The organism is Paenibacillus sp. J22R98 (genome assembly GCF_059383835.1).
Window position 1 is genome coordinate 265734 of sequence record NZ_JBXENW010000009.1, and the last position, 25516, is coordinate 291249.

Consider the following 25516-nt stretch of genomic DNA (forward strand, 5'->3'; position numbering starts at 1 on the left):
CTTGAACTTAACTTCCTTCTACTCGCTAATTCCGCAGCGGCTTACCCGTTGCAAGCATATGCCGCATCCTCGCCTGCGTCAGCGGCTCCCCGCACAAGCTGAGGAACGCTTCGCGTTCCAAATCAAGCAAATACTGCTCGCTCACTGCCGCGCCAGGCGCGGCATCGCCTCCGGCGAGGACATGCGCGAGCTTGCGGCCGATGCGCACGTCATGCTCGCTTACTTGCCCGCCAAGGCGCATCGCGTCGACGGCCAGCTGCAGCACGGCACGGCCTTCGCGCCCCGCTACGCGGATGCGGGCTCCCGCAGGCTGCGGCGTGTAGCCCGCTTGATCAAGTTCAAGGACGCGCCGCTTCGCCTCCGCCACGCGGCTCTCGCCGCGGATAATGACGCGATCCTGCGGCCGCATCAGGCCGATGCGCTGCACGTCGTAGCCGCTGCCCGAAGTCTTCGCCATCGCGATGGTCTCGAACAGCGCATTCACATGCGGCTGCAGATCGCCCCCCGCTCCGGCGCGCGAAGCTGCCAGAGCCGCCGCTTCCTTGCAGCCGCCTCCGGCAGGAATGAGCCCAACACCGGTCTCAACGAGGCCAAAATACGTCTCCGCAGCGTAGATAATTTCATCCGCGGGCAGGCAGGCTTCCACCCCGCCGCCAAGCGTCATCCGATGAGGTGCGGCAACGACCGGACGGTCCAGCCGTTTGAGCAGCAGCATGCTGTCTTGGAACAAGCGAATGATGTCGTCCACTTCATCGAAATCGCCGTTTTGCGCTTCCATCAGCAGCATCATCAGGTTAGCGCCGACACAGAAATGCCGACCCTCATTCGCGACGACAAGTCCGCGCCAATTGCGGCTGACCTCGTCTGCGCTTTGGCGAATCGCTGTCAGAATGTCCCCGCCAATCGCATTGTTCGGGGAGTGGAAAGCCAAGCAAGCGACTTCGTCGCCCAAATCGAGCAGCGATGCGCCGGAATTGCCCAGAATGACTTTGCCGGCTCGTTTGAGACCAGCCAGCGAAATGACATCCGGCTCCTCCTGCAGCACCCGATATTCCTCGCGATTCACATAGAACCTGCGCTGGCCCTCTTCTTTGTAGAAACTTGCGTTTCCCGATGCCAGCCACTCGGAGAGCCACGTCGGAATATCGTCACCTTCGGCGCGCATCCGCTGTACCGACCGTTCAAGGCCAATGGCATCCCACAGCTCGAAAGGTCCGAGCTCCCAATTGAAGCCCCAGACGAGCGCGCGATCCACATCATGGACCGTGTCCGCCACAACGCCGATCTGATGAGCCGCATAGAGCAGCACCGTCTTGATGGACTGCCAAGCAAACTGCGCGTAGCGGTCGTTCGTATCCGTGAAGAGCAGCGCTTTCACCTTGCCGGCCGCGCCTTTTGCCGATTTCGACGCTTCAATGATCGGCGAATTCACGCTCCTCTTCGCCGCGTAAGTCATCGTATCCAGCTGCAAGGTTTCGATATCGCTGCCGCCGCCGGGCCGCTTGATTTTGCGATAAAATCCAGCTCCTGCCTTCTCCCCAATCCAGCCGCGCGCTACAAGCGCTTCAAGCTCCGGAGGTCTTGTGAACGCTTCTTGGTCAATGGCATCCTCACTGCGCTCCCGCACATTATCCACAACATGAAGCAGCGTATCGAGTCCGACTAAATCGAGCATGCGGAACGTAGCCGTCTTCGGACGTCCCATTGCCGGACCTGTCAGGGCATCAACCTCATCGACGCTTAGTCCATATTGCTTCATTGCCGCAATCGTGGTCAGCATGCCGTACGTTCCGATCCGATTGGCGATGAAATTCGGCGTATCCTTCGCAATGACGACACCTTTGCCGAGCTGAAGCTCGCAGATACGCGTCAGGCGACTCATAACAGCAGCATCCGTATCCGGACCTGCCACAAGCTCAACCAGCTTCATATGGCGGGGCGGATTGAAGAAATGCGCCGCTGCAAAATGGTTCCGAAACGCTTGGCTTCGCCCTTCCGACATCGCCGCAACCGACAGCCCGGAGGTGTTCGTCGTAATGAGCGTCCCCGGCTTCAGCACCGTTTCCACACGGGCAAACACATTTCGTTTCACATCGAGCCGCTCCACCACCGCTTCAATAATCCACTCTACGCCAGCCAGCTTGGCGAGATCATCCTCCAGATTGCCCGCCGTAATCCGCTGCGCAAATGCCAAATCATACAGAGCAGGCGGCTGCAGGCCCGCCAGCTTCGCAATGCTGCCCGCTGCCAGTCGATTGCGGACACTTCGATCCTCCAGCGTCAAGCCGGCACGGCTCTCCTGCTCGGTCAACGTCGCAGGCGGTACGTCGAGCAGCAGCACGCTGATGCCTGCATTGGCTAGATGAGCGGCGATGCCGGCTCCCATAACACCCGATCCAATAACAGCCGCGCGGCGAATTGGTGTCGACCGTGAAGCTCGTACTCCCACATAGCTCCCCCCTTTTAAGTGACTGTGCTTGCTTGCGGTTTGCCGAATACGCTCTCCGCCAGCAGTTCTGCAACATCCCTTGCTCTTACGGTCTCCTCCACGCCAAGCTGCTTGATACCATCCTCCATCATCGTGAGACAGTACGGGCAAGCCGAACCGATCACCGTTGGCGAGGTTTCCAGCGCCTGTGCGGTTCTGGCCTCATTCACGCGCAGACCGGTGCGTTCTTCCATCCACATGAGGCCGCCGCCGGCTCCGCAGCACATCCCGTTCTGCCGGCTTCGCTCCATCTCGACCAGCTTGACGCCCGGGATCGAAGCAAGCACTTGGCGCGGCGCATCATAGATGCCGTTGTACCTGCCTAGGTAGCAGGAATCGTGATACACGATCCGCTCCTTCACCTGATGAACGGGCCGCAGCTTCCCTTGTGCGACAAGACGGGCAAGCATTGTCGTATGATGCTCGACAACGACCGAAGCGCTTAAGCCGAAGTCGGAGTACTCGTTTTTCAAAGAATTGAATGTATGCGGGCAAATCGTGACGATTCGCCGGATGCCATAACGCTGCAATGTCTCGACATTGTCGCGGCAAAGCGTCTGGAACAGCAGCTCGTTGCCCATGCGCCGCGCCGTATCCCCGGAATTTTTCTCCTCGCCGCCAAGCACGGCAAACGGAATCCCTGCTTCCTGAAGCAAACGGACGAAAGCAAAAAGCACCTTGCGGCTTCGCTGATCGTAAGCTCCCATCGTGCCGGCCCACAGCAGCAGCTCGGGCTGCTCGCCTTGCCGAACGGCTTCTTGCATCGTGCGCACCGGCTTCGCTGATGGTTGCGTACCGCCGCTTATAGCAGCTGACTCCGCCTCGTACGCCTTTAGCCATGCAGCACGTTCGCCCCGCGGCAACCCCCACGGATTGCCCTGACGTTCAATATTGTTCATCGCGCGCTGGCCCTCTGCCGGAATGCGGCCTTCCATGAGGACGAGGTATCGGCGCATGTCGATGATTTTGTCCACATGCTCATTTCCGACAGGACATTGCTCCTCGCAGCTGCGGCAAGTGGTGCAAGCCCACAGCTCTGACTCCGTCATTACCTCGCCGATCAGCGCCACTTCCGAAACCGCCGTATCCTCATGCACGTTCCACGCTTGCTGCTGCACGGTCATCGTAGGCTCGATCGTCATCGTCGTTGCAGCCGAGTGGTGAACGCTGCGCTGCACCCATACCGGCGTAGCGCTGGTCATGACATGCGCGCTTGTCTGCAGCTTATCGACTTGCCCTCCGAACGAAGGGACCCATGGGGATTTGGAGGTAATCGCCGCACCTTTCTCGGTCAAATGGTCACGCAGCTTCACGATGAGATGCATCGGCGACAGCAGCTTGCCGGTGTTCGAAGCGGGACAAACGTTCGTGCAGCGACCGCATTCGACGCATGCGTAGAGATCCAGCAGCTGTTTGGACGTAAATTGCTCCACCGCGCCGACGCCGAAGGACTCCGCTTCCTCATCCTCCAGATCGAGCGGCACCAGTTTGCCAGGGGGCGTTTTGCGACGAAGCCACAAATTAATAGGAGCCGTAATAATGTGAAAATGCTTCGATTGCGGCACATACACCAGAAAAGCCAACAGCACCGCGTAATGCAGCCACCAGAACAGCTCATAGAAAACGCTGGCCACCGCAGCCGTCATACCGATGTCCCGCAGCGCTTCCGCTATCGTGGAGGAAACGGGAGCATGGCTTGTGTAAAGCGAGTTCGCTTGGAGCTGCGGCTGTCCCGCCGCATGCAGTCTGTCAAACGATTGGGTGAGGAGGACCGTCACCATCAGCCCGCCAATAAACCAAAGCACAAGAGAGGGCTTCCATCCCCTCTTGAGCCGTCTCAGCTGCTCGACGTAACGCCTGAAGCCGCCGTACAGAATAGCCAGAAGGACGAGCAGCACGGTCACTTCCTGAGATTGGACAAACGCATCATAGGCCGGGAGCGGCAGCGGTTTTCCGCTAATTCCTTTCCAGATGATATCGATCGCGCCGAATTGCAGCACGATAAACCCGTAGAAGATGACAACATGCATAAGCCCGCTGCGAATATCCTTCAGCAGCTTCCGGTGGCCAAACACCTGAAACACCCATTCCCAGCCTCTGCGCGTACTCTCGTTTCCCGTTGCCGCCGATGCGAGCGCTGCGTTTGCCGTAAAGGAAGAGGTTTGCAGCATCTCCTCACGGTTATCATTTTCGGGATCGGACGGATCGTGGGAAGTCGAAGATGGACGATTGGGTCCACCGCTACCGCTGCGGCCCATCCGGATGTACCCAACCCGCCTCATCACGACGGTGTAGAAGCACCAGAGCGCCGTTCCCGTCATCCCTGCAAAAAGCAGCCATCGCAACAACGCCGCAAGCAGATGCGCACTTAAAAACCCCACAAGGATCCCTCCTTTTCTGGAATCGCGGAGTGATTCAGTATATGTCCTCCCAAGCGGTAACATGCGGAAAGGGCTCCATCGAAGGGCCCGCTGCGGTCTATTTCAAGGGCCAAGTTCATAAGGTAACACTGGGCGAAGCATGTATAGAGGGCTTAGTTTATCGTATTCGGACGCGGAGCGGACGTATGACTGATGCCTTCAATTCGAACGAACGATCGGGAGGTGTTTGGTACCGATGCAGGTAGTGGTTCTGATGAAGCAAACCTTTGATACGGAGGAAAAAATCGAGCTCGTTGGCGGGGCTGTATCCGAGCATAGCGTGAAATACATCATTAATCCGTATGACGAGTACGCGCTCGAGGAAGCGCTTCGGCTGCGCGAGACCCATGGCGGCAGCGTCATTGTCGTCAGCTGCGGACCGGAGCGCGCCGTCGAAGCGCTTCGCACCGGTCTTGCGATGGGAGCCGACGAAGCGGTGCATGTGAGCGATGAGGGGCTGCAAGGAAACGACCGCGCCATCGCGGCGGCGCTGGCCGCAGTCGTGAAGTCGCTGCAGCCGGACCTCCTGCTGGCCGGCCTGTTTGCCGTGGACCGCGGAGCGGGAAGTGTCGCCCTGCAGGCGGCGGAGCTGCTCGGTTTGCCGCATGCGTCTGCGGCGCTGAAGGTTGAGGTGCGGGATGGCGGTGGCGGTGTAGGAAGCAGATCGGGAAGTGCTAAAAGCGAGGTGGCTGGAGGCGGCGTGGGAAGCGATGCCGGAAGTGCTACAAGCGGAGCGGCTTGGGCAGGCAGCGGCGGGTTGACTGCAATTGTGGAGCGTGATACCGAGTGGGGCTTGGAGACGGTGGAGGTCCCCCTCCCCGCGCTCATCACCGCGCAGCAAGGGCTGAACGAGCCGCGCTACCCTTCGCTGCCGGGCATCATGAAAGCGAAGCGCAAGCCGCTTCGGCAGGTGACCGCGGCGGAGCTCGGGCTGTCCGCCGATGACCTGGCGCCGCGGACGGAGCGGGTTGCGCTGCTCGCGCCGCCGGTTCGCGCCGCGGGCCGCAAGCTCTCCGGCACGCCGGGCGAACAGGCCGCGGCTCTGGCGGACTTGCTGCAGCGCGAAGCGAAGCTGTTCTGAGCACCACCATTTATCCCGTGGAGGTATACGAGCGATGAGCGATCCATTGAAACGAACGGCACTCGTGTATGCCGAGTGCGCGGAGGGCAAGCTGCGGCGCGTGGCGCTGGAAGCGCTCGGCGTCGCCAGGCAGCTGGCCGGAGACGGCGGCAGCGTGCATGCCGTCTTGGCCGGCGGCGGTTCGGCTGCAAGCTCGGCGGCACTCGCTGCAGCTGCAGCCGAGCTTGCAGCCCGGGGGGCGGGGGTCGTCCATGTCGTTGACGACCCTGCCCTTGCGGGCTTTGCGCCCGAGGCGTACGCCGCCGCCATCGGCGCAGCCATTGCTGCGGTGCAGCCGAGCATCATTCTGCTCGGCCACACCGCGGCGGGGCGCGAGCTCGCGCCCCGCGTGGCCGCCGCCGTGCAAGGCGGCCACATCGCGGATGTGACTGCCGTCACCGTGCCGGAGGACGGCGATGTCGCAGACGCGATTTTCACTCGCCCGCTCTACGCCGGCAAGGCGTTCGAGCAGCGGCGTATTGAGCGAGGCGCACTTTGCGTCATAACGGTGCGCCCGAATAACCTGCCCGTCGCAGAGCCGGTCGACGCCGGCAGCGAGGGCACGGTCGCGGCGCTTTCCTTCGCCGCCCCGCCTTTATGGACCATCGTCCGCGACGTCGTGCGCAAAGCCAGCGGACGGGTCGATCTCGCCGAGGCCGATATCATCATCGCCGGCGGCAGAGGTGTGCGCAGCGCAGACGGCTTCGCGCCTCTCGAAGCGCTGGCACAGGTGCTCGGCGGCGCAGTCGGCGCCTCGCGCGGCGCCTGCGATGCCGGCTACTGCGACTACGCGCTGCAGATCGGCCAGACCGGCAAAACAGTCACGCCAAAGCTCTACATCGCCTGCGGCATCAGCGGCGCCATCCAGCATCTCGCCGGCATGAGCCAATCCCGCGTCATCGTCGCGATCAACAAAGACCCCGACGCCCCCATCTTCGGCGTCGCCGATTACGGCATCGTCGGAGACCTGTTCGAGGTCGTGCCCCTTCTCACCACGGAGTTCGAGCGGATCCTTTCGAATCCGAGCAGCTAGCTAAGAAACTAAGAGTAGCTCTCAGAGTCACACATCAGCACAATACCGCGAATTAATCCCATGTGTAGCTCTCAGAGCAACACTCTGGCAGAAAAACATCCATTCGAGCCAATGAGTAGCTCCCAGAGCAACACACCAGCACAATACCGACGAATTATTCTCATGTGTAGCTCCCAGAGCCACACATTCACTCACCACTTCACACAATCACACACTCACCAGGCCGGGTAAGCACTCATTCCAACTAACATCTACTCAACTCGATCCATCTGAACGGTACCTGTTACCGCTCATTGGCCAATTCACACCAGTTTAACTCAAACAGCGGTCCCTCGTACCGCTCATACAGCGAAATGCAGCATCTTCGACACAAGGGCGGTAACCGTTACCTCTCTACCCTGCACCACTCCCACAAACACAAAAAAGGAGCTGCCTTCTGCCATCCAACCCGGATGATAGGGCAGCCCCTTTTATTTTTGCTAACTGATCCTCTTCCTCATCACATACCAGCTGTCCGTGCCTTCGGGGTAGAATAGATGCTCCCTTACCTCATACTGCATTCCCGCGTAGAAGTTTACGTTGCCCGGAATGGACAGCCTCACTCCCACTTCGGTTTCCGAGCAGCCGCGTTCGCCTGCGAACGCCTCCAAGTACGACATGATCTCGCGTCCAATGCCCTTTCCGCGCCATTCCGGCTTCACCGAAACTCTGCCGATGTACAGGCATGTACCCTTGTACGAGTAAACCGCCGTCCCAATCGGTTCGGCACCTTCCCAGACGATCACAGCACCGCCGCCTGCCGTCATTTTGCTGCGAATGCTCGCCTCGGTTTCCCTCAGCGCCCCCGATTGCGGAACCAGCTTACCCTCAAACTCTTGAAAAGCTTCCCGAATCGCAGATAGCACGATTCCCGCTTCATGAAGCTCAGCATGTTTTATTAGACGCGACATCGCAGACCACCGCCCACTTCGGTTTTACAGCCAACTTCCGTTTGTCCTTTTCCCAAGGTTGTTTGTTCTTCTCCCGAGGTACTTAGTCGCTTCTTCCGAGCCGCTTCACGAACCGATAGCCGGCAACCGCAATCGTATAAAATACCATCACAACCGCTGCACAGGCCATGTAGCCGATCCATCCGACATGCATCACCAGAAAGTAACTATCATGATAAGCGAAATCCTGCGGTTGCCTATTCTTCAGTTCTACAATGGCGTAAAGAATGGCATACACGACTCCCGGAAAAGCGAGCGAAAGCACAGCGCCTGCAGCAGCTTGCCTCCTTGTCATTTCCTGTATCCCTCCCCAGCCTGCACGAAAGCTACTTCTTGCCGCAGCCAATCCCGCTAGCTAGCGCATGCGGTAATAGCTTCTCTATTTATCGTTATATAATTTCTTAAAATCAATCTCCAAGAATCGGTCAACCTCTGGAATCCATCTGTTCTCCACAAAATCAACATGCACCGGATGCGCATTATAAGTCTCGTAATCTTCCTGGCTGCCGAACACCATGGAGAAACCGTAGTTATAGTCGTTCTTCACGCTAACTTGCTTGAACACGCTGAACTCCCGCACAACCGGAATCGAGGTCAACAGACGCTCCCCGTCCTTCAAGAACTGCTCCGCCGCAGCCGATCCTTGCTCATGCTTCAAATTGAAAATAACCATGTGCTGAATGCTTGTCTGGTTCATTTGGTTATGCCTCCTAGTGTTTGTTTTCAACTTATTTCACCCAAATACCTCGCTTTGAAAATCTAACGAACGATACAGGCAAACTCAGCCATCCTCAAGTATCCGTCGAAAAAATCGCAATGCCCGACCGTTTCGTCCAGCCCGACCGCGCCCAGAAGCGATTGCCAATCTCGTTGTTCTCCAGCACGAACAGGTGGCATTTCTGAATGCCCGCTTCGCGCAGCTTGTCCAGACTCCGCTTCACCAGTTGTCCGCCAATCCCTTGACCGCGTTGATCCGGCGACACGGCCACATGATAGATGAAGCCGCGCCTGCCGTCGTGCCCGCCTAATATCGTACCAACTATTTGCCCGCCGCTATCCTCACAGACGAAGCTGCAGCCGGGGTTGCGCACTAAGTAGCCTTCAATTTCCTCCCGGGAATCGGCATCGCTCAGTACCATTCCTTCTGTCCTCAGCCACAACGCGTGGGATTCATCATAGTCGGCTATCAGCATCTCTCTGTAAGTTAGCTCCATATACGCTCCACTCCTACCAGCTCATCTAGTTGAAACTCCAATCGGTATACATCCGGCATCGAAGTGCTCTTCCAGAACTCCCAGCCGTAACGAGCATCAAACGCATGCAAAATCATACTCATCACATTCCCATGCGTGCCAACGACGACTGACTTTCCCCGATAATCATGAAGCAGCCCTTTAATAACCGGCACTGCCCGCTGCTGCGCCTGCCTGAAAGATTCTCCGCCTGGAAGCACCGCATCATGATCCGCGAAGGATCGCTTAATGGCCGCCTTAAACTCACCTTCAGGAAGCCGATAGTCGACACCGTGAAGCTCTCGCTCTCGCAGCTCCTCATACGGAACAATCGGCAATTCGCGCTGCTTGGCGATTCCCTGTACGGTCAGCAGTGCTCTGGCATACGGACTGGAAACGACAGCATCGATAGGTGTATCTCGTAGCAGCTTTGTTACTCGTTGAACGTCCTCTTGTCCTCGTTCCGACAAGCCGCGCGTACGGTCCTCTCCAGCCGAGTAAGAGGACTCGGCATGCCTGACCATATAAAGCCGCGTATTCATACCGCACCTCTTCTCGTCGTGCTCCTCATTCCCATGCCATCCATTATAATCCAAGCCGTCTTGCAGCAACACCCTCTTTTGAATGCAATAAAAAAAGGCGCCCGCTTCCATCTAATCGGACAACCTTTCTCTGCTTGTTTAAGCGGTCTTACCTTTTTTTCTGTACACATACACCGTAATAATCGCACCGTAGAGCGTGACCTCCATATCGTGCTGGGCATCCCACTTGTCTCCTTGCGCACCTAGAAACATGCTCCCCTTCTCCGGAGGGGCAGCAAATACCACATACATCTCTCCAATTTCATAGATCGCTGCAAAGCCCAGAAGCAGCCACGGAACAAGAAGGTAGGACCAGCCTCTGCGTAAACCGGTGACGTCTGTTAACACTTCGACTGCCGGATAAGCAAGCAGTAGGCCAAAAGCAAAATGAACCACGCGATCATACTGGTTCCGCTTAAAATCAAAGACATGGTGCATGAATCGATCCAGCGGCGTTATCCCGTATGCATAGTGCGCACCAACTGTATGCAGCAAGATAAAGACAGTGATTAGCGTATAGGCGATGTTGCTGAATTTGTAATAACGATAACCGATCACGAGTCCGATTACCGCCAGGAAGTTCAATATATTTTCCATCCACCAATCAAATGGGTTGACCGGATAAAGCGCGAGCAATCCCCACAAAATGACAAACGCAATGATATCCGCTTGAAGCCATCGATTGCTTCGGAAAGGCATGTTTTTTCACTCCTCACTAGCGTGTTCCCTCATCTTTACCAACTGCTGGCTAAATATCCTAGGCAACTGCCCGTTGACAATTGCACGGCTTGGGAGTATAACAAGGTTAATTGAAATGTTGAAATTCGTTGATGGGAACACGCACATCGCTATGGACAATCCCCAGAGAGTCGGCGCACCGCTGAAAGCCGACGTTTGCCGAGCTATGCCGCATCCTCCCGAAGAAGCCTTGCAGAACCCGCCCGCTTCAAGTTTGCTTGAAGTTTGGTTAGTAAGCATGGACGGTATCCGCCGTTATACGGAGCGCGTATGTTAGTACGTGACAAAGAGCCGTTCAGCCTTCGATGATGAAGGGTTTAACGGAAGTAGGGTGGTAACGCGAGATCAATCTCGTCCCTTGAGGGGCGGGATTTTTTTGTTGTTTATAAGTATCCGGGGAGGAATGGGCTGTCATGGGAAATGAATGGAATGTGAGTTCGACGATCTCTGTTGGTTTGACCGAAATTGCACAAGCGCAAATGCACGTAAAGGAAGTGGCGGCACGTACACCTCTGCAGCATAACCGAGTGCTGTCCGAACGCTACGGCTGCAACGTTTATTTGAAACGGGAGGATCTGCAGGTTGTCCGTTCGTTCAAGCTGCGGGGCGCGTATCACTTGATCAAATCGCTTCCCGAAGAGCGTGTGATGCGCGGCGTCGTATGCGCCAGTGCCGGCAATCACGCCCAAGGCGTCGCTTATTCCTGCCATACGCTCGGTATCCCCGGCAAAATCTATATGCCAAGCACTACGCCTCGGCAGAAGGTCAATCAGGTCGCTTTCTTCGGCGGCGCTGATGTTGAAATTATTCTAACCGGCGATACCTTCGACGATGCTTTCAATGAAGCCATTGCGGCGAGCCGCAAGGACGACCTGGCCTTCATTCATCCCTTCGACGATCCGAAGATCATTGCCGGCAACGGAACCATCGGCAAAGAGATCATGGAAGCGATCGAATCGGCGCCGGACTTCGTATTCGTCACGATCGGCGGCGGCGGCCTTGCTGCAGGCGTTGGCGCTTATGTCAAAGCCGTCTCGCCAAGCACGAAGCTGATCGGCATTGAGCCGGAAGGCGCCGCGTCCATGCGCGCCTCGCTTGATGCGGGCGAAGTGCAGACGATGGATACGATTGATAAGTTCGTGGACGGCGCTGCCGTTAAACGTGTCGGCGAGCTCACCTTCCGCATGTGCCGCGATATGATTGACGACATTATTCTCGTACCGGAAGGCAAAGCCTGCACAGCGATGCTGGATCTGTATAACGAGAATGCGATCGTCGTCGAGCCGGCAGGCTCCCTGCCGATTGCGGCGCTTGATCTGTACCGGGATCAAATCGCCGGCAAAACAGTCGTTTGCGTCGTCAGCGGCGGCAATAACGATGTCGATCGGATGCAGGAAATCAAGGAGCGCTCGCTCGTATTCGAAGGGCTGAAGCATTACTTCATGGTCAACTTCCCGCAGCGTGCAGGCGCTTTGCGCGAATTCCTCGACGAGGTGCTCGGACCCGATGATGATATCACCCGCTTCGAGTATACGAAGAAGCATAACAAAGACAATGGTCCTGCGCTCGTCGGCATTGAGCTTAAGAACCGTAACGATTATGAACCGCTCGTTGCGCGCATGCACAAGAAGGGACTCAACTTCCTTGAACTGAATAAGGATCCGGTTTTGTTCAATCTGCTCATTTAATGTTTTTTGTAAAGCCTGGCTGCTCCACCTTGGAGCGGTCAGGCTTTTTTTGCTGTCTGCCGGTCAAACAAGCAATGATCCGTTACTTTTTGGGGAATCCTATAGCTTACCTGCTATGGGGGCGTAACTTGGATTTTTGTTCCAGCTTGCATATAATGAAGAGGACGTCTGCCCACTGGTGATTGCATTTCGATTAACCTGCGCAAAGGGGATGTGACATCATTACTACTCGTCTGTTCGGCCGTGAGATTGTGCTGTTCTCGGTCATTTTATTTCTGGTTGAATTTGTCCGCGGCGCTGCATTAATCAGCTTCCTTCCGATCTTCGGGGAGAAGACGCTCGGATTGTCCCTCGACATCATTGGCATAGCCATTACCGCCCACTACTTAACCGATACAGCGCTCAAAATGGCCATCGGCTATTTACTCGACCGCTTCTCTATTCGGTTCGTTGTACATACCGGCCTGTTAGCTTCGCTCGTCGGCATCTTCCTCCTTCAATTTGCGCAGCAGCCCTGGCTGTTTATTACCGCTGCCGCCCTATACGGCGTTGGTATTTCGCCGATTTGGATCGTATGTCTGACTAAGGTTTCCGAGGATCGCCGGGCCATGCAAATGGGCTTCTTCTACACGATTTGGTTCATCGGTATCGGCTCCGGACCGATAGTTACGAATATTTTGCTCGATCACAGCACGGCTTGGACCTATTATTTATTGCTTGGATTGGCACTGCTCTGCTGGCTGCTTTCCCTATTCATCACCAACCAGAAGTCAAGCGGCGCAACTTCTTCGCTACCATTACGCGAACAGCTCGTAATACTAAAGGAACGTCTTCGGCATATGCGTCTGCTGCTGCCCGGAATGGTGCTGCAAACGATGGGCGCGGGCATGCTTGTGCCTATTCTGCCGAGCTTCGCCGAGAATAAGCTTGGCATGAACGGCGCGCAATATTCGCTGCTCTTGCTGGCAGGCGGCGCTTGCACCGTTGCCGGTCTTATCCCCCTCGGACGTTTATCGGACATCCTTGGCGGGAAGAAATGGTTTCTCGTCCTCGGCTTCGTTATGATCGGCGCAGCCCTATACTTCTTATCGCTTGCTCCGCCGATGTGGGAATGCATCGTGCTTACCGCCATTCTCGGCTTGTCCTACGCTACGCTGCTGCCTGCGTGGAATGCGCTTCTGGCCAATTATGTGCCGCCTAAGCAGCAGGGGCTGGGATGGGGGATTTTCTCTACCGTAGAGGGCATTGGCGGGATGATCGGTCCTGTTGTCGGCGGTACGCTGGCTACCTGGCAGGGACAGTCTGCCGTACTTTGGTACAGCGGAATCATGTATGCATTGATCGGCTTTTTCTACATTTGGTTCCCATTCCGTGCGTTTAAAGACAGCAGCCACGGCAAAACGTGATGATAGCAAGGAGAGAACAACGGAATGAATGTTTTACAAGATTGGATTACTTCCCTGAAGAAAATGGATCTCGAGCACCTGCAGCGGACGCTGGAAAGCTACAAAGCCTACGGCCCGCTGCCGGGCATCCTGCTGCCGCTGGCGGAATCGTTTCTGCCGATTCTGCCCTTGCTTGTATTTGTCGCAGCAAACGCTAATATTTACGGACTCTGGCTGGGCTCATTGTATTCGTGGATTGGCGTCTGCAGCGGATCGCTCTTGTTATTCTGGATCTCGCGCAGGCTTGGCGGTCATTTCAGCGAATGGCTTCGCCGTCGTTTCCCGAAGGCCTCGAAGCTGCTTACATTTATTGAACGCCGCGGCTTCTCGCCGATTTTTCTATTCGCCTGCTTTCCTTTCTCGCCTTCTGCCATCATTAACGTCGTATCCGGCCTTAGCGGTATTTCCTTCGGTTCCTTTGCGCTTGCCATTCTTTTGGGTAAAGCGGTCATGATACTCAGCGTGTCGCTGCTTAGCTTTAACATTGGCGATTTGCTCGAAGAACCGTGGCGCATTATCATCACCCTCGTGCTGCTCGTCGTCATGTGGTTTGGCGGCAAGAAGCTGGAGTCCCGCTATCATCTGAAATAATCCTGTTATCCTGTGGAGGGTCCGCGTCTATGATGAATGTATTTGCAACCAGCATCGTCTTGCTTTTCGCTGGCGGACTTGTCGCAGCTATGATTTATATGATCCGTCTGTCGACCGATGATTCCGGCAAACATCCGGAGATCAAACAATTCGTGGAAGCCTTGTTTGGAGGGAGCTCCTCTACCCGAACTGACACCACTGCCGCCGGTCAACATGAAAGCGCTGCAGCTCGCGCTCCCGAATCGGACGAGCCCTTCAACGAGCCTTGCCCCGCTTGCGGCGATCCCGTCACTCACCAGCATCAAGAGTGTCCCTCTTGCGGGCTGCGACTGTTGTAGTTGATCTCCGCAAACGTTCTCCACTGGTTAGATTCGCACATAGTTTCCCTCTCCCTGTGGCAAACTGTTAAAGGATTTTCATGACAAACCGCAAATCAGGAGGCCACCCCTATGTCAGGTGAACAACCGTCCCACTTGCAGAATAAAGCGAGTAAGGCCCAGTCCAAGGCAGATCGAACAGGAGCAGGCAAAGCGCAGGCAAGCGCGGCGCAATCCGAGGCCGACAGTGCCGCTGTTACGAAGCATGGGCTGTAGTCTTTTCATCAGGAGGAGAACGTTATGAGCGAAGAAAAGGGCCATTTTGAGATGGATCCCATGTCCGGTGAACCGGTTGAAGTAGACGGTGTATATACGAATGAGTGGGGCCGTGAGGAGAAGCTGAAGCGGGGCGACGTGTTCCCGGCTGATCCTACGCTTGGGACCACGGAATGGGAGCTCACCCAGCTCGAGATCAATACGCATGAGACCGGAGAAACCGATCCGCGTCTTTATCCGAAGAAAGATGCCACCGCCCATGAGGCGCATCTTCAGCATCCTAAGCGGCATAAGAGCAACCAAGGCGACGATTAGCGTTATAAGCGCTGATTGCAATACAACCAGAAACGCCCCTGTACCACGATTTGACGAACTTTCGTCAGTGTCGTGCGAACAAGGGCGTTTCTTTTATGTACGGCTTGGCTCGTTATCCAATCCTCGCTGCTGCACTTGGTCCGACACGCGTTCCAGACGGCGCAGGTGGTACGCGTACTCCAGCATTGCGGATGCGACGAAGACAAGCCGCTTATGCTCATCCGGATCCTCGCGCATGTAATCGTTCAGCTGCTTGATCAGCCTCGCTTCGCGTTCTTCCTCCGGTTCAATCGAAGCGCTGGGCTTCATTTTCCCCTCGATCTTCAGCAGAATCTGCTCATGATACTTGGTCAGCTCTTCGATTTGTCGATCGAATTGCTTCGCCCATGCTTCTGCCCCGGCCGCTGCAAAATAATGCTCTTCCACAACCTCAAGCAAATCGACGCCTTGATGCAGCGCCTTGATAAGATGCTTGGACAGGATAAGCTGCCTTGCACGTACCTGCCTGCGCTGCGGCATAAGCGAGCGCTCTTCTTCAAACAGCAGATACGCCTCGTCCAGCTTGCGAAGGGTTCCTTGCAGCTTCTCTTTCTCCTTGCGATGCACGTCCTCACGCATTTCATTCGAAATCGCCATACGCAGCAGCAATGACAATTGCGTATATGCTTCCTGCACCTGGACGGTGAACAGCTTGCGCGGACGCGGCGGAATGACGAGAATGTTAACCGCGAAGGCAGCAGCCATTCCTGTCAGTACCATGAGGAAACGCTCAACCGCAAAGTACCAGCCTCCCTGATTCGCTTCCATCACCGCTACTACAGTTACTAGCGTCAGTCCAATCGTATTCTCCATGCGCAGCCGAATACTGATCAGAATGACGATGATACAGACCAAGCCAACCGCAATCGGGGTATGCCCGAATAACCGAACGGCCGCAAGGGCCACCATTGCCCCGAGCACATTCGTTTGCAGCTGATCCACGATCTGCTGCCAAGAGCGTGAGATGGAGGGTTGAATCGTAAATATCGAAGCTACGGCCGCGATAATCGGGGAAGGGAATTCCAGCAAATTGCTTAGATAAACAGCCAGCGCTACCGCGAGGCCCGTTTTCAACACGCGTGCGCCAATGGTCATTCCGCTTCGCTCCCCTTCCCGTTAGGTTCAGCGGCAGAAGCATAGACCATGACTGCAGTTTCGGCAACACGTGCACCGTTCACGACCAGCTCAAGGCGATGCAGCCCCGCATAGTGCTTGCGCGTCGTTAAGTCCGTAAAGTCCAGCTTCTTCCCGCCGGCCAATCTCGATCCCGGCGCTGCACTCTTGTCGCTTAGCAGGAAACGCTTCTGCGACACTTTGCCTCCCGCCTTTACATAGAAGACGCCTAGCTCGATACGAAGCTTGACCGGACCGCTTGTAGTGTCTTGCAACCGCAGAGCGTACTTGACCTCGACGATTCCGCCAAGCTCAACTTTATCTTGCAACACCTCAATCTCTGCGGCATCTACGCAGCCTTGCGCTGCTCCTTCCTCATAGCCGAACAGCGCCATAATTTCAGGATCGGCAGCTTTGATCAGCGTCCGACAGCCGTGACGAACGATCCAGTCTGTGAGCGTATGTTGTCCCTTCCAGCGCGCAGCGATTGCTTTTACGACGTCAGGATGATCTTTGGCGATATCGTTCAGATTGTTCGCGACGCTCTTGCGCACATAGAGTGACGGATCACATTTGAGCAGTTCAAGAAGCGGAACGATCGGGGATGGGTCACGCTTGAACATCGTGAGTGCCTGTGCCCAAGGCAGTCGCGGTCTGCAGCCTTCACTCGCAAGACGGCGCAAATGCTCATTATCGCTGCGTGCCCATTCCATCATTCGGGCCATTGTCCGCTCCGTCTCTTGCAATAGAAACGGCCGGATCGCAAACTCCGCCGACGATTGAATCGTGAACTTTTCCAGCGCATGCATGGAACGCTCCCAATCGGAAAGTCCATACCGCTCTACAAAATCGGGGAAGAATAAATAAGGAAATCCGGCGCACCGCCCATGAATCGCAAGCAGTACATCCAGTGCCTCCGGGTAAGATGCGGGCAGTACCGCCCCTAATGATTCCGTAATTCGGCGGATCCGGCCTTTAAGCTCAAGCGCCTCCCAGCCTTCTCCTGTGACCAGGGCGATGAAACGTTCACGCTCGAAGGCCGGCCACTCCGATGCGGTTAGCTCCGCAAATTGCCGCAGGAACGGCATGTCATACATCAACTTCAACGGTTCTGCCATATCTCTGTTCTCGCCTCCTTTCGCTATTATAGCCGATTCTTCAGCAAAAAGAAGTTTTCAACCTGCTTATCCCCCTTTATAATGAGCACATCAGAGGAGGCGTCAAGCACATGTGGATTTTTGCCGTAAATGACAAGTCCGGCGGCGGCCGGGGCAAGAAAGTTTGGAAGCTCGTGGAGGCTGAGCTGCTCCGCCGCAAGCTCCCATACCAAACGATCATGGCACAAACGCCGGAAGAAGCATGCGCGGAAATCCGCAAGCAACTCGCCTTACACTCAAGCAGCGGTACGGGTTCGTCAGTTAAAGGCGTCATTGTCATTGGCGGAGATGGCACGATCCACAGCATACTCCCGGCTTTGCATGAAAGCGGCGTGCCGCTTGGCATCATCCCTTCCGGATCGGGCAATGACACTGCGCGCGCCTTCGATATCCCCGCGGAGCCGATCGAAGCGCTCAATCTCATCCTCACTTCCGAAAGCGCTTTACCTGTTGACCTTATCCAGCTGCGCAGCAGCTCTGCAGACGGACAGGCAACGACGCGGCCCGTGCTCACCGCGCTTGCCGTCGGCTTCGACGCGGCCATCGCCGCAGCCGTTAACCGTTCTGCCTACAAGAAAATATGCAATCTGCTCGGAGCCGGCTCCTTCGCTTACGTCATCGGCCTCTTCCAGATGCTGATGTCCTATCGCCCCCGTCCGATAACGGTGACGGTAGACGGTACAGCACATGAATTCGCGCGCGGCTGGATGGCAGCCGTTTGCAATGTTCCTGCCTATGGCGGCGGCTTGCGCATCTGTCCGGATGCTTCGCCAACCGACGGCTTGCTTGATGTGTGTGTCATCCACACCTGCACGCCACTGCAAATGCTGCGCGTATTCCCAACGCTGTTAAGCGGCAAACATGTTCATCTGCCCTACGTAAAGATGCTGCGCGGCAAAGTCGTAACCGTCGCGGACCAGCAGCAGTCGCATACAGAGCCGATTGCCATATTCGGTGACGGCGAACCTGCCGGTTCCACTCCCTTATACGCAGAAGCAGCCGGCAACCGCATTCGCTTGCTGCGGTAACCGACTGCTTGTTTGCAGCTTATGGCGCATCATGACCCAGTCATGATGCGCTTTCGTCTTCTTCTTGGCGCAGCCGATGAATCGGCGTGACCTTGTTCCACATCTCAACATCCGTAACCTCTGCCGGAATCTGATAGGGCAATATAATGTCAAACGTCGTTCCATCCCCAACACAGCTTTTCACTTCGATGCTGCCCTGGTGATTGTCTACGATTTTGTAAGTCACCATCAGCCCCAGACCTGTGCCCTTCTCCTTCGTCGTATAGAAAGGTTGACCGATCTTCGCAAGCTGATCCTGCGGTATACCCGGCCCTCGATCCGCGATGCGCGCGATAATACGCGAGCCTTCGCGCAAGCAAGTCACCGTAATTCTACCGCCGTCCATCATGACCTCAATCGCGTTCTTGAGCACATTGATAAACACTTGCTTGAGCTGATTCTCGACGCCTCGGACCCACAGCGCTTCCTCGCCTAAATCCGATTCAATTTCAATATTATGCAAAATCGCCTGTGCTTCCAACAAGGTAATCGTATCCGCCATAACGGATCGGATATCCTTGTAAGCCAGCTCATAGATTTGCGGTTTGGACAGCATCAGCAGCTCGCTTACGATGGATTCGATTCGATTTAATTCCGACTTCATGATGTCGTAATAGTTCTTGCTATTATTGCGTCCTGATGCAATAAGCTGCAGGAAGCCTTTCAAGGAGGTCAGCGGATTGCGGATTTCATGCGCGATTCCGGCCGCCAGTTGGCCTGCCACATATAGCTTCTCGGAGTTAATGAGCAGCTCTTCGTTCTTCTTACGCTCCGAGATATCGCGGATAATGATTTGAAAAACCGGCTTGCCCGACAGCTTCGTGCTTGTCTCAATGACTTCCGTATGCAGCGGTTTGCCTTGCACCGTATACCAATCCAGCTCGATCGGACTCTGCCGAACCCGCTGCTTCGTCACTTGGAGCATTCTTTTCAATACGGTATGAAATTTGGGCTGCAGGAACTGGTATACCGGCTTGCCGAGCATATCGGCCTCGCTGTCCGCCGCAAACATCTGAAGGCCGGAACGATTAATATATTCCCATTTCTCATCATGAATGATGGCAATCATATCGATGGACGTTTCAACAAGCAGCTTATAGCGCTCATTCATGGAGGTATAACGGCGGTCTACATAACGGGCTACGAGGCTGAACACAAAGATGACCAGCGTAGCCAGGCCAAGCACAATGGAGAGCAGCTGCATGTAATCATTCAATCGATCGGCGGTAAGCACAACCGAATAGATCACGGTGACCGTTTCCAGTCCTAACAGCTGCATGATAATGCCGGTGAAGCCGAGCAGCAAGCCCGAAAGCAGCATAGAGCCGTTCTTCCGCTCGAAGATATAGAAAGAGCATGCCGTCCCAAAGAAGCTAAACAGAAACGAGAGGCATGCCAAGCTGAAATGAATGCTGTATTCTTTCACCTGTGCACTCATCAGCGTGGAGTATATTAAAGAGCTCGTTCCGAGCGCCATCAGCAGGCTGCAGCCTAACAAGCGGATCGTACGCGGTACCCTTGAACCGAGCAGCCGGAAGGAGCCGTAAGCGCTTGCCATGATGCTGAACAGTTTGACGATGATGGTCCAATCGATGAGAACCATGGTGTCCGATGTCAGTAGTATGATGAAATGGCTGACCCACAAACCGAGGCTATACACAAGCGCACCGCTAAGCAGCCAATATTGCCGCATGACACGGAGCATTTGGAGATGGCCGATCATGCTGTACATCGTGATGGAGGCAAATAAATTGATCGTAAGAGCCAGCATCAACAGCATCCACTTATCGCCAATCATAAGTTCACTCATTACGATTCTCCGATAACGATAGATTTTTTTGGAAGTCTTTTCGTTGTGGAATTCGACATATTTCCAAATTATCCTTTTTTCTTCGCCAGGAAACTGTAGGAATACCCTTCCTATGACATCTGGACTGTTCCTGAACCGGGAGGTGCGCTATAATATTGCAAGTAAAGGAGTGGACTTATGGTTAAAATTTTAAAAGAGTTTAGAGAATTTGCCGTCCGCGGCAACGTGCTTGATTTGGCAGTCGGTGTTATCATCGGCGGAGCCTTCGGCAAAATTGTTACCTCCATGGTAAACGACATTATTATGCCGCCCATTAGCAAGCTGCTTGGCAACGTCAACTTGGCCGATAAATATATCAGCCTGTCGGCTGATGATTCTGTGAAAATCGCTTACGGTAATTTTCTTAACGTCATTCTCGATTTTACAATTGTCGCCTTCTGTATATTTATGATCGTTAAAGGGGCCAATACCCTTCGTCGCCTCAATGTCAAAGAGACCGAATCGAAGCCGGCTGAGCCAACGGATAAGACATGCCCTTACTGCTTGTCCAAAATCCCGGTCAAAGCTACTCGCTGCGGTCACTGTACATCTCATCTGACCGATGAGCCCGCTGAGCTTCAAGAAGGCTTGTCCTAAGGCGATGACTACCCCAACTCCAACCCCAGGGCACGCTTCTGACGAAGAGCACTTCGACATTTACGACGAAGCCGGTGTATGGCTCGGAACGGCACCTCGCAGTGAGGTGCATGCACAAGGCCTATGGCATCGTTCCATTCACTGCTGGCTGGTACGGCGCGAAGGCAATCGCAAGCTGGTGCTGTTTCAGCAGCGGAGCTCGGACAAGGATACGTTTCCAGGCTTCTACGATATAACGGCGGCCGGACATCTGGCGGCCGGTGAATCGATGCGCGATGCTGCACGCGAAATCGAAGAGGAGCTCGGCGCATCCATCCCGTTCGAAGCGCTTATACCGCTCGGCGAAGCGCGTAAAGAAGCTTCGGGCTTCGCCAAGGGTGCAGCGTTTGTGGACCGCGAGGTCAGCGGGGTGTACGGTTTCGTTTATGACGCGCCGCTCGGGTCGCTGACCCTGCAAGTCGAAGAAGTGGCCGGGGTGTACGAAGCCGACCTCGAGGAGATGATTGCCCTGTTTGAAGGAAAGCAGGATCTTGCAGCGGCGGCCGGTTTCCGGCTTGGCCACGATCGCCAGCATATCCCTTCGACGGTGCAAGTGAAGGCTTCCGACTTTGTAACACGGCCTTCAAGCTATTATTCAGGCGTATTCCGCGCTTTGCTGCTCCATTTGTGAGCAGCAGGGCGGAATTGCGCCTTTTTTTGCCTCTCCCGGGCTGACTCGCCACTGAGCTTGAGTTGACCTGCCCCCGATTCCCCGTAGATGCTGACTTCCGGGTCGCCCCTCTGCCGCCTCCTACGAAGCCGTTCTGCCCTACCGCCTGCTCCCACTGCTTATACCACTGATCAATCATGCCATGTATTTGGTAGAAATACGTACTCTGCGGAGCAAGATCGAAATCGTTCAGAAAGTCTTCCCCGAAAATTCTGGACGCTTCTTGATGAATACATCCATGTAAATTCGAGCCCTCGATAAACAGCCCGAGCTGATCCAGCGTACTGAAAGATTGCGGGTTATTGATAATGCGCGATTCGGCGGATTTGTTATAGCAGCGTGTGTTGCGGATCGCCTCAGGCACACTTGGCCACGGTGCAACGAGCTGCGGGTCATATCCTTGCTGATGGTACCACTGCAGCGCTTTATTGATAAAATAGCGATGGAATTGCATAAACTTCGCGCCATAACCTGCCGGCAGCTGCGACGGATCATCGTGATGATTGGCATGGTGCCATTGCATATGCTCCTGCAGAAACGCTTGCGGAAAATTCGGAATAAACGGCATACCTGTCCCCTCCTATGCCAAACGTCCATTTTCCAGTTAGTCTATGCCAGTGTCATGGGAGGGGTTCATAACAAATAAGGGCTGCCTCACCGAAGTGAAGACAGCCCTTACAGAGGAAGACGGTTCGCCAATCAAATTCAGAAGTTGTTACAATTTCCCATCGATACGCAAATGTCGAATGTAATGCGCACGTCGCAGCAGTTACCGAATACACAGGCAATCCGTACACAAGCCATACGGCCTTGGTGGAAGAAACAGACAACATTACAGTTAGGTCCGATCAAGTCTTCAATGACTTTACGGTTTCTGCAGCGAATGGCACGAACGAGCTTAGCTGCTACCTCCGGCGAACGAAGCTGACAGAACAATTCGGATAGATCATTTCCTGCCTCTTGGATACCTTCTACAGCGCCATCGCGTTGTTTACAACAATGGCTGCTGCTTCTGTGTCCCATGTTTCCCATCATCTGGTCATTGGAAACTTTTGCGCTGCGGGATTTCCGGGATCTGGTTGCCACCTTTTGAACACTCTTCACTTTCAATTTAATTGACACCTTATTTCCTCCTTTCGAGCGAACTACAATACACTATGAAAGGAGAGGTGTTCTAGTATAAGACAAGATTCCCGCGGCAACCGCATATCCTGTAAGCCGCTGTTTCTGCGTAGTCGATCGCCTTCCCCTCTATCAGCCTGCTTCTAATAGCCGATTTAGTGTCATGACGGTACAACAGCCGCTATTTTGCAATCTGATCGAGATTCAATCTGTCCAACACCTCATAGTTGCCAATAGGGTTATTCTTGAACTTCACCCCCTTCAGCTAAGACAGCGTGAACAGCAAAAAAACGCCGCTCCCGAACTCTCGGAAACGGCGCCTCTAGTTGAAATATGATGGTGCTGGTGAAGGGAATTGAACCCCCGGCCTACGCATTACGAGTGCGTTGCTCTGCCCCTGAGCTACACCAGCATGAGTCTGCTATTGCTGCATAGCACTGTAACTTTTTTTAATATACTGCAACCATTTCTCATCGTCAATCCTCTTTCTGGCATTCATCCTGCACCGCTGCGAGCCCCCTATTGAGCAAGAATCCCCCGTGATTCATCACGGGGGATTCGCCTAGATCTTCTTTACTGTAATGAACCATAGAACGTCTACTCCGACGCTACCGTCGGTACGCCATACGGCGCAACCGGAAGCCGCAGCGTAAACTTGCTCCCCTCGCCCTTGCGGCTCTCGAGCGACAACGTTCCGCCCAGCAGCCTGGCAAGCTGCAAACTGATCGACAGGCCAAGCCCGGTCCCGCCATAGTTGCGATTAATGGAGCCATCCTCCTGCTGGAACGCCTCGAAGATCAGCTGCTGCTTCTCTGCCTCAATACCGATGCCTGAATCGATGATGGAGAACAAAATTCGCTGAGGCGGCACCACTCGCACGGCCGGGCGGCCCCACGACACCGGATTCCAATTCCGCAGCGTCCGCTTCTTCAGCGCAGACGGCTCGATCGGCACGCCTCCCTCAACTTTGACAACGAGCTTAACCGAGCCTGTTTCCGTAAATTTGAACGCGTTCACCAGCAGATTTCGCAATATCTGATTGACCCGCAGCGCATCGGATTGCATAGCTTCCGGCACAGCCGGAGAAATTTCCGTTTCGAAGAGCAGCTTCTTCTGTCCTGCGACGGGCAGAAACTGCTGATGCAGCGTTTGGACAAGCTCTTCGATCGACAGCGGCTCGAAGTTGATGTCCATCTTCCCGGCTTCCACCTTGGAGAGATCGAGAATGTCATTGATCAGCTGCAGCAGATCGTTCCCTGCCCCATTTATCAGCTCCGCATAACGGACATCCTCGGCGCTATACCGATCCGTATCCTCTTCCTGCATGAGCTGAGACAGCAAAATAATGCTGTTTAGCGGTGTCTTCAGCTCATGCGACATGTTCGCCAGAAACTCGGATTTGTATTTACTCGCCAACATCAGTTCGCGAGCCTTTTCTTCGACCTCTCGCTTAGCCTCTCGAAGCTCACGCGTCTGTCTGCGAAGAAGCATATTCATGGTTCGAAGCTCGTCAACCCGCTGCTGCTCCTTCTGGAAATCGCGAATGATGAAGATCAGCAGCGCACATAACAAAAGCCGCAGCGGCAGCGCGTAAATGCCAAACTCCAGCCAATACGAACGAACATTCATGAGATCCAGATGAAGCAGTGTCAGGGTCACAATTAAGGCATACACTACATTTACTACAAGTAAGGTGGCTGTACTTTTCCAGACGAAACGCCATGGTTTCCATTTTAACCAATTGCTCAGCCAAGCGCTTACGAGACCGACGATGACCATGTTGAGGAACCCTGCAATTGCCGCATCATCGAAGTCGAGGAACAGCCGTCCGAAGCCGATTCCAACGCCGATCAGCGCGATAACGAATGGGGATGGAAAGACGAGCACCGCAATGATAAGCGGCGCAATGCGCAGATCGAGCAAGTGCAAATCACCCATTTGGGGGCCAAATGCCATCGCGAACCAACCGCCGATAATGAACATCGCTATAGTCAGACCATATTTGACACGATTCGATGCATATTGAAACAGGTATCTGTAGCCCAAATCAAACAAATACGCGAGGGCGATAAGCAAACTGATATTGGCGAACAATGCTTTTGCATTAGTCAAAACGTGATCCCCCTGCCTTCCGATTGTTGGTTATTACCCTATATTTGGTGGAATGACACACAGGTGGATTAATATTGTGCCTCTTCGCAAATAATACCATTACCCCCTGCACGAATTGCCGAAATTTGTTTGAATTTGTTAGAAAAGGTTAAGTAAATCAAACAAAAGTCTCATTTCGATTTTATAAGCGACTAAAAGATTTTGTTTACAATGAGGTTATTAAAGTAAACGGAGGCGCATTCCCAATGACAAAGGTCATTACCTTCAAAAATCGTTCCGTTCCAGTCCACTACCCATCCGAGCAACTGTCCTATATGGAACTCCTGCATAATAAATTGTTGGAAATGGAATATAACTTTGATTTCCGTAAGAAGTGGAAACGAATTAAGTCGGTCGAAATGATTCGTGACGTGGCTATTTTACAATACAGCGACGGTACAAAGCTATATCTGGAAGTGTGCTAACGACTCCCCCTCCGCAGCATACACCGTAACAAGAAGGGCAGTCCGCATGTTTGC

At 54.6% G+C, this 25516-nt stretch carries 26 protein-coding genes and 1 tRNA gene; 13 read left to right on the plus strand and 14 right to left on the minus strand.

What is annotated here, in order from left to right; genetic code table 11:
- Positions 1 to 25: 25 nt before the first annotated feature.
- A complete protein-coding gene (locus AC50Y3_RS23635; RefSeq protein ID WP_494821176.1) occupies positions 26 to 2449 on the minus strand; it encodes a 3-hydroxyacyl-CoA dehydrogenase/enoyl-CoA hydratase family protein in 2424 nt (807 codons plus the stop codon).
- A gap of 14 nt (positions 2450 to 2463) precedes the next feature.
- Positions 2464 to 4809 carry a (Fe-S)-binding protein gene (locus AC50Y3_RS23640; RefSeq protein WP_494821251.1) on the minus strand — a complete coding sequence of 782 codons (2346 nt, stop codon included), beginning with the start codon at positions 4807 to 4809 and terminating at the stop codon, positions 2464 to 2466.
- 295 nt (positions 4810 to 5104) lie between these two features.
- On the opposite strand from AC50Y3_RS23640, the gene AC50Y3_RS23645 reads away from it, so the two are divergent.
- Together AC50Y3_RS23645 and AC50Y3_RS23650 are read left to right on the plus strand one after the other, a co-directional pair.
- The gene (locus tag AC50Y3_RS23645) at positions 5105 to 5989 is read left to right on the plus strand and encodes an electron transfer flavoprotein subunit beta/FixA family protein (RefSeq protein WP_494821177.1); all 885 of its coding nucleotides are present in this window, start codon (positions 5105 to 5107) and stop codon (positions 5987 to 5989) included.
- A gap of 46 nt (positions 5990 to 6035) precedes the next feature.
- On the plus strand, positions 6036 to 7061 hold the full coding sequence (locus AC50Y3_RS23650; protein WP_494821252.1) for an electron transfer flavoprotein subunit alpha/FixB family protein: 1026 nt from the start codon (positions 6036 to 6038) through the stop codon (positions 7059 to 7061).
- 479 nt (positions 7062 to 7540) lie between these two features.
- Here the strand turns inward: AC50Y3_RS23650 and AC50Y3_RS23655 are convergent, their stop codons facing one another.
- From AC50Y3_RS23655 to AC50Y3_RS23680, 6 genes are all read right to left on the minus strand, one after another.
- Positions 7541 to 8011 (minus strand): GNAT family N-acetyltransferase, encoded by a 471-nt coding sequence (locus AC50Y3_RS23655; protein ID WP_494821178.1) that lies wholly within the window; start codon positions 8009 to 8011, stop codon positions 7541 to 7543.
- A gap of 82 nt (positions 8012 to 8093) precedes the next feature.
- A complete protein-coding gene (locus AC50Y3_RS23660) occupies positions 8094 to 8345 on the minus strand; it encodes a hypothetical protein (protein WP_494821179.1) in 252 nt (83 codons plus the stop codon).
- A gap of 84 nt (positions 8346 to 8429) precedes the next feature.
- Positions 8430 to 8747 carry a Dabb family protein gene (locus AC50Y3_RS23665; RefSeq protein WP_494821180.1) on the minus strand — a complete coding sequence of 106 codons (318 nt, stop codon included), beginning with the start codon at positions 8745 to 8747 and terminating at the stop codon, positions 8430 to 8432.
- A gap of 94 nt (positions 8748 to 8841) precedes the next feature.
- Positions 8842 to 9264: a GNAT family N-acetyltransferase gene (locus AC50Y3_RS23670; RefSeq protein ID WP_494821181.1), complete on the minus strand. Its 423-nt coding sequence runs from the start codon at positions 9262 to 9264 to the stop codon at positions 8842 to 8844.
- Positions 9255 to 9824 carry a histidine phosphatase family protein gene (locus tag AC50Y3_RS23675; RefSeq protein WP_494821182.1) on the minus strand — a complete coding sequence of 190 codons (570 nt, stop codon included), beginning with the start codon at positions 9822 to 9824 and terminating at the stop codon, positions 9255 to 9257. Before AC50Y3_RS23675 ends, AC50Y3_RS23670 begins: the two co-directional genes overlap by 10 nt.
- Before the next feature lie 138 nt (positions 9825 to 9962).
- A complete protein-coding gene (locus tag AC50Y3_RS23680) occupies positions 9963 to 10562 on the minus strand; it encodes a DUF2238 domain-containing protein (RefSeq protein ID WP_494821183.1) in 600 nt (199 codons plus the stop codon).
- Between the two features lie 115 nt (positions 10563 to 10677).
- Here AC50Y3_RS23680 and AC50Y3_RS23685 point away from each other — a divergent pair, with 115 nt between their 5' ends.
- The 7 genes from AC50Y3_RS23685 (at position 10678) to AC50Y3_RS23715 (ending at position 15233) form a co-directional block, all read left to right on the plus strand.
- Complete coding sequence (locus tag AC50Y3_RS23685; protein WP_494821184.1) at positions 10678 to 10878, plus strand: hypothetical protein; 201 nt, start codon at positions 10678 to 10680, stop codon at positions 10876 to 10878.
- A gap of 136 nt (positions 10879 to 11014) precedes the next feature.
- The gene (ilvA, locus tag AC50Y3_RS23690) at positions 11015 to 12289 is read left to right on the plus strand and encodes a threonine ammonia-lyase IlvA (RefSeq protein ID WP_494821185.1); all 1275 of its coding nucleotides are present in this window, start codon (positions 11015 to 11017) and stop codon (positions 12287 to 12289) included.
- 251 nt (positions 12290 to 12540) lie between these two features.
- Positions 12541 to 13695 (plus strand): MFS transporter, encoded by a 1155-nt coding sequence (locus AC50Y3_RS23695; protein ID WP_494821186.1) that lies wholly within the window; start codon positions 12541 to 12543, stop codon positions 13693 to 13695.
- Positions 13696 to 13719: 24 nt separating this feature from the next.
- Positions 13720 to 14325, plus strand: a complete 606-nt coding sequence (locus AC50Y3_RS23700) for a TVP38/TMEM64 family protein (RefSeq protein WP_494821187.1) — start codon at positions 13720 to 13722, stop codon at positions 14323 to 14325.
- Between the two features lie 29 nt (positions 14326 to 14354).
- Entirely contained in the window at positions 14355 to 14663 is a 309-nt protein-coding gene (locus AC50Y3_RS23705) for a hypothetical protein (protein WP_494821188.1), read from the plus strand.
- Between the two features lie 111 nt (positions 14664 to 14774).
- Positions 14775 to 14918 carry a hypothetical protein gene (locus AC50Y3_RS23710; RefSeq protein WP_494821189.1) on the plus strand — a complete coding sequence of 48 codons (144 nt, stop codon included), beginning with the start codon at positions 14775 to 14777 and terminating at the stop codon, positions 14916 to 14918.
- A gap of 24 nt (positions 14919 to 14942) precedes the next feature.
- The gene (locus AC50Y3_RS23715) at positions 14943 to 15233 is read left to right on the plus strand and encodes a transposase (protein WP_494821190.1); all 291 of its coding nucleotides are present in this window, start codon (positions 14943 to 14945) and stop codon (positions 15231 to 15233) included.
- A gap of 93 nt (positions 15234 to 15326) precedes the next feature.
- Here the strand turns inward: AC50Y3_RS23715 and AC50Y3_RS23720 are convergent, their stop codons facing one another.
- Both AC50Y3_RS23720 and AC50Y3_RS23725 read right to left on the minus strand, forming a co-directional pair.
- Positions 15327 to 16367: an FUSC family protein gene (locus AC50Y3_RS23720; RefSeq protein WP_494821191.1), complete on the minus strand. Its 1041-nt coding sequence runs from the start codon at positions 16365 to 16367 to the stop codon at positions 15327 to 15329.
- Positions 16364 to 17503, minus strand: coding sequence for a DNA alkylation repair protein (locus AC50Y3_RS23725; RefSeq protein ID WP_494821192.1), 1140 nt, complete (start codon positions 17501 to 17503; stop codon positions 16364 to 16366). The genes AC50Y3_RS23720 and AC50Y3_RS23725 overlap by 4 nt, the downstream gene beginning before the upstream one ends.
- A 110-nt stretch (positions 17504 to 17613) precedes the next feature.
- Here AC50Y3_RS23725 and AC50Y3_RS23730 point away from each other — a divergent pair, with 110 nt between their 5' ends.
- Positions 17614 to 18570 (plus strand): diacylglycerol/lipid kinase family protein, encoded by a 957-nt coding sequence (locus AC50Y3_RS23730; RefSeq protein ID WP_494821193.1) that lies wholly within the window; start codon positions 17614 to 17616, stop codon positions 18568 to 18570.
- A gap of 40 nt (positions 18571 to 18610) precedes the next feature.
- Here the strand turns inward: AC50Y3_RS23730 and AC50Y3_RS23735 are convergent, their stop codons facing one another.
- Positions 18611 to 20419 (minus strand): ATP-binding protein, encoded by a 1809-nt coding sequence (locus AC50Y3_RS23735; protein ID WP_494821194.1) that lies wholly within the window; start codon positions 20417 to 20419, stop codon positions 18611 to 18613.
- Between the two features lie 177 nt (positions 20420 to 20596).
- Between AC50Y3_RS23735 and mscL the strand changes: the two genes are divergently transcribed.
- Positions 20597 to 21055: a large-conductance mechanosensitive channel protein MscL gene (gene mscL / locus AC50Y3_RS23740; protein WP_494821195.1), complete on the plus strand. Its 459-nt coding sequence runs from the start codon at positions 20597 to 20599 to the stop codon at positions 21053 to 21055.
- Positions 21056 to 21059: 4 nt separating this feature from the next.
- A complete protein-coding gene (locus tag AC50Y3_RS23745) occupies positions 21060 to 21725 on the plus strand; it encodes an NUDIX hydrolase (RefSeq protein ID WP_494821196.1) in 666 nt (221 codons plus the stop codon).
- Between the two features lie 744 nt (positions 21726 to 22469).
- Here the strand turns inward: AC50Y3_RS23745 and AC50Y3_RS23750 are convergent.
- The 3 genes from AC50Y3_RS23750 to AC50Y3_RS23760 form a co-directional block, all read right to left on the minus strand.
- A complete protein-coding gene (locus AC50Y3_RS23750) occupies positions 22470 to 22886 on the minus strand; it encodes a hypothetical protein (RefSeq protein ID WP_494821197.1) in 417 nt (138 codons plus the stop codon).
- Between the two features lie 337 nt (positions 22887 to 23223).
- Positions 23224 to 23298: transfer RNA gene (locus AC50Y3_RS23755), tRNA-Thr, on the minus strand.
- A gap of 185 nt (positions 23299 to 23483) precedes the next feature.
- Entirely contained in the window at positions 23484 to 24998 is a 1515-nt protein-coding gene (locus tag AC50Y3_RS23760; RefSeq protein WP_494821198.1) for a sensor histidine kinase, read from the minus strand.
- Between the two features lie 245 nt (positions 24999 to 25243).
- On the opposite strand from AC50Y3_RS23760, the gene AC50Y3_RS23765 reads away from it, so the two are divergent.
- Positions 25244 to 25462 carry a hypothetical protein gene (locus AC50Y3_RS23765; RefSeq protein WP_091224188.1) on the plus strand — a complete coding sequence of 73 codons (219 nt, stop codon included), beginning with the start codon at positions 25244 to 25246 and terminating at the stop codon, positions 25460 to 25462.
- Positions 25463 to 25516 lie beyond the last annotated feature (54 nt).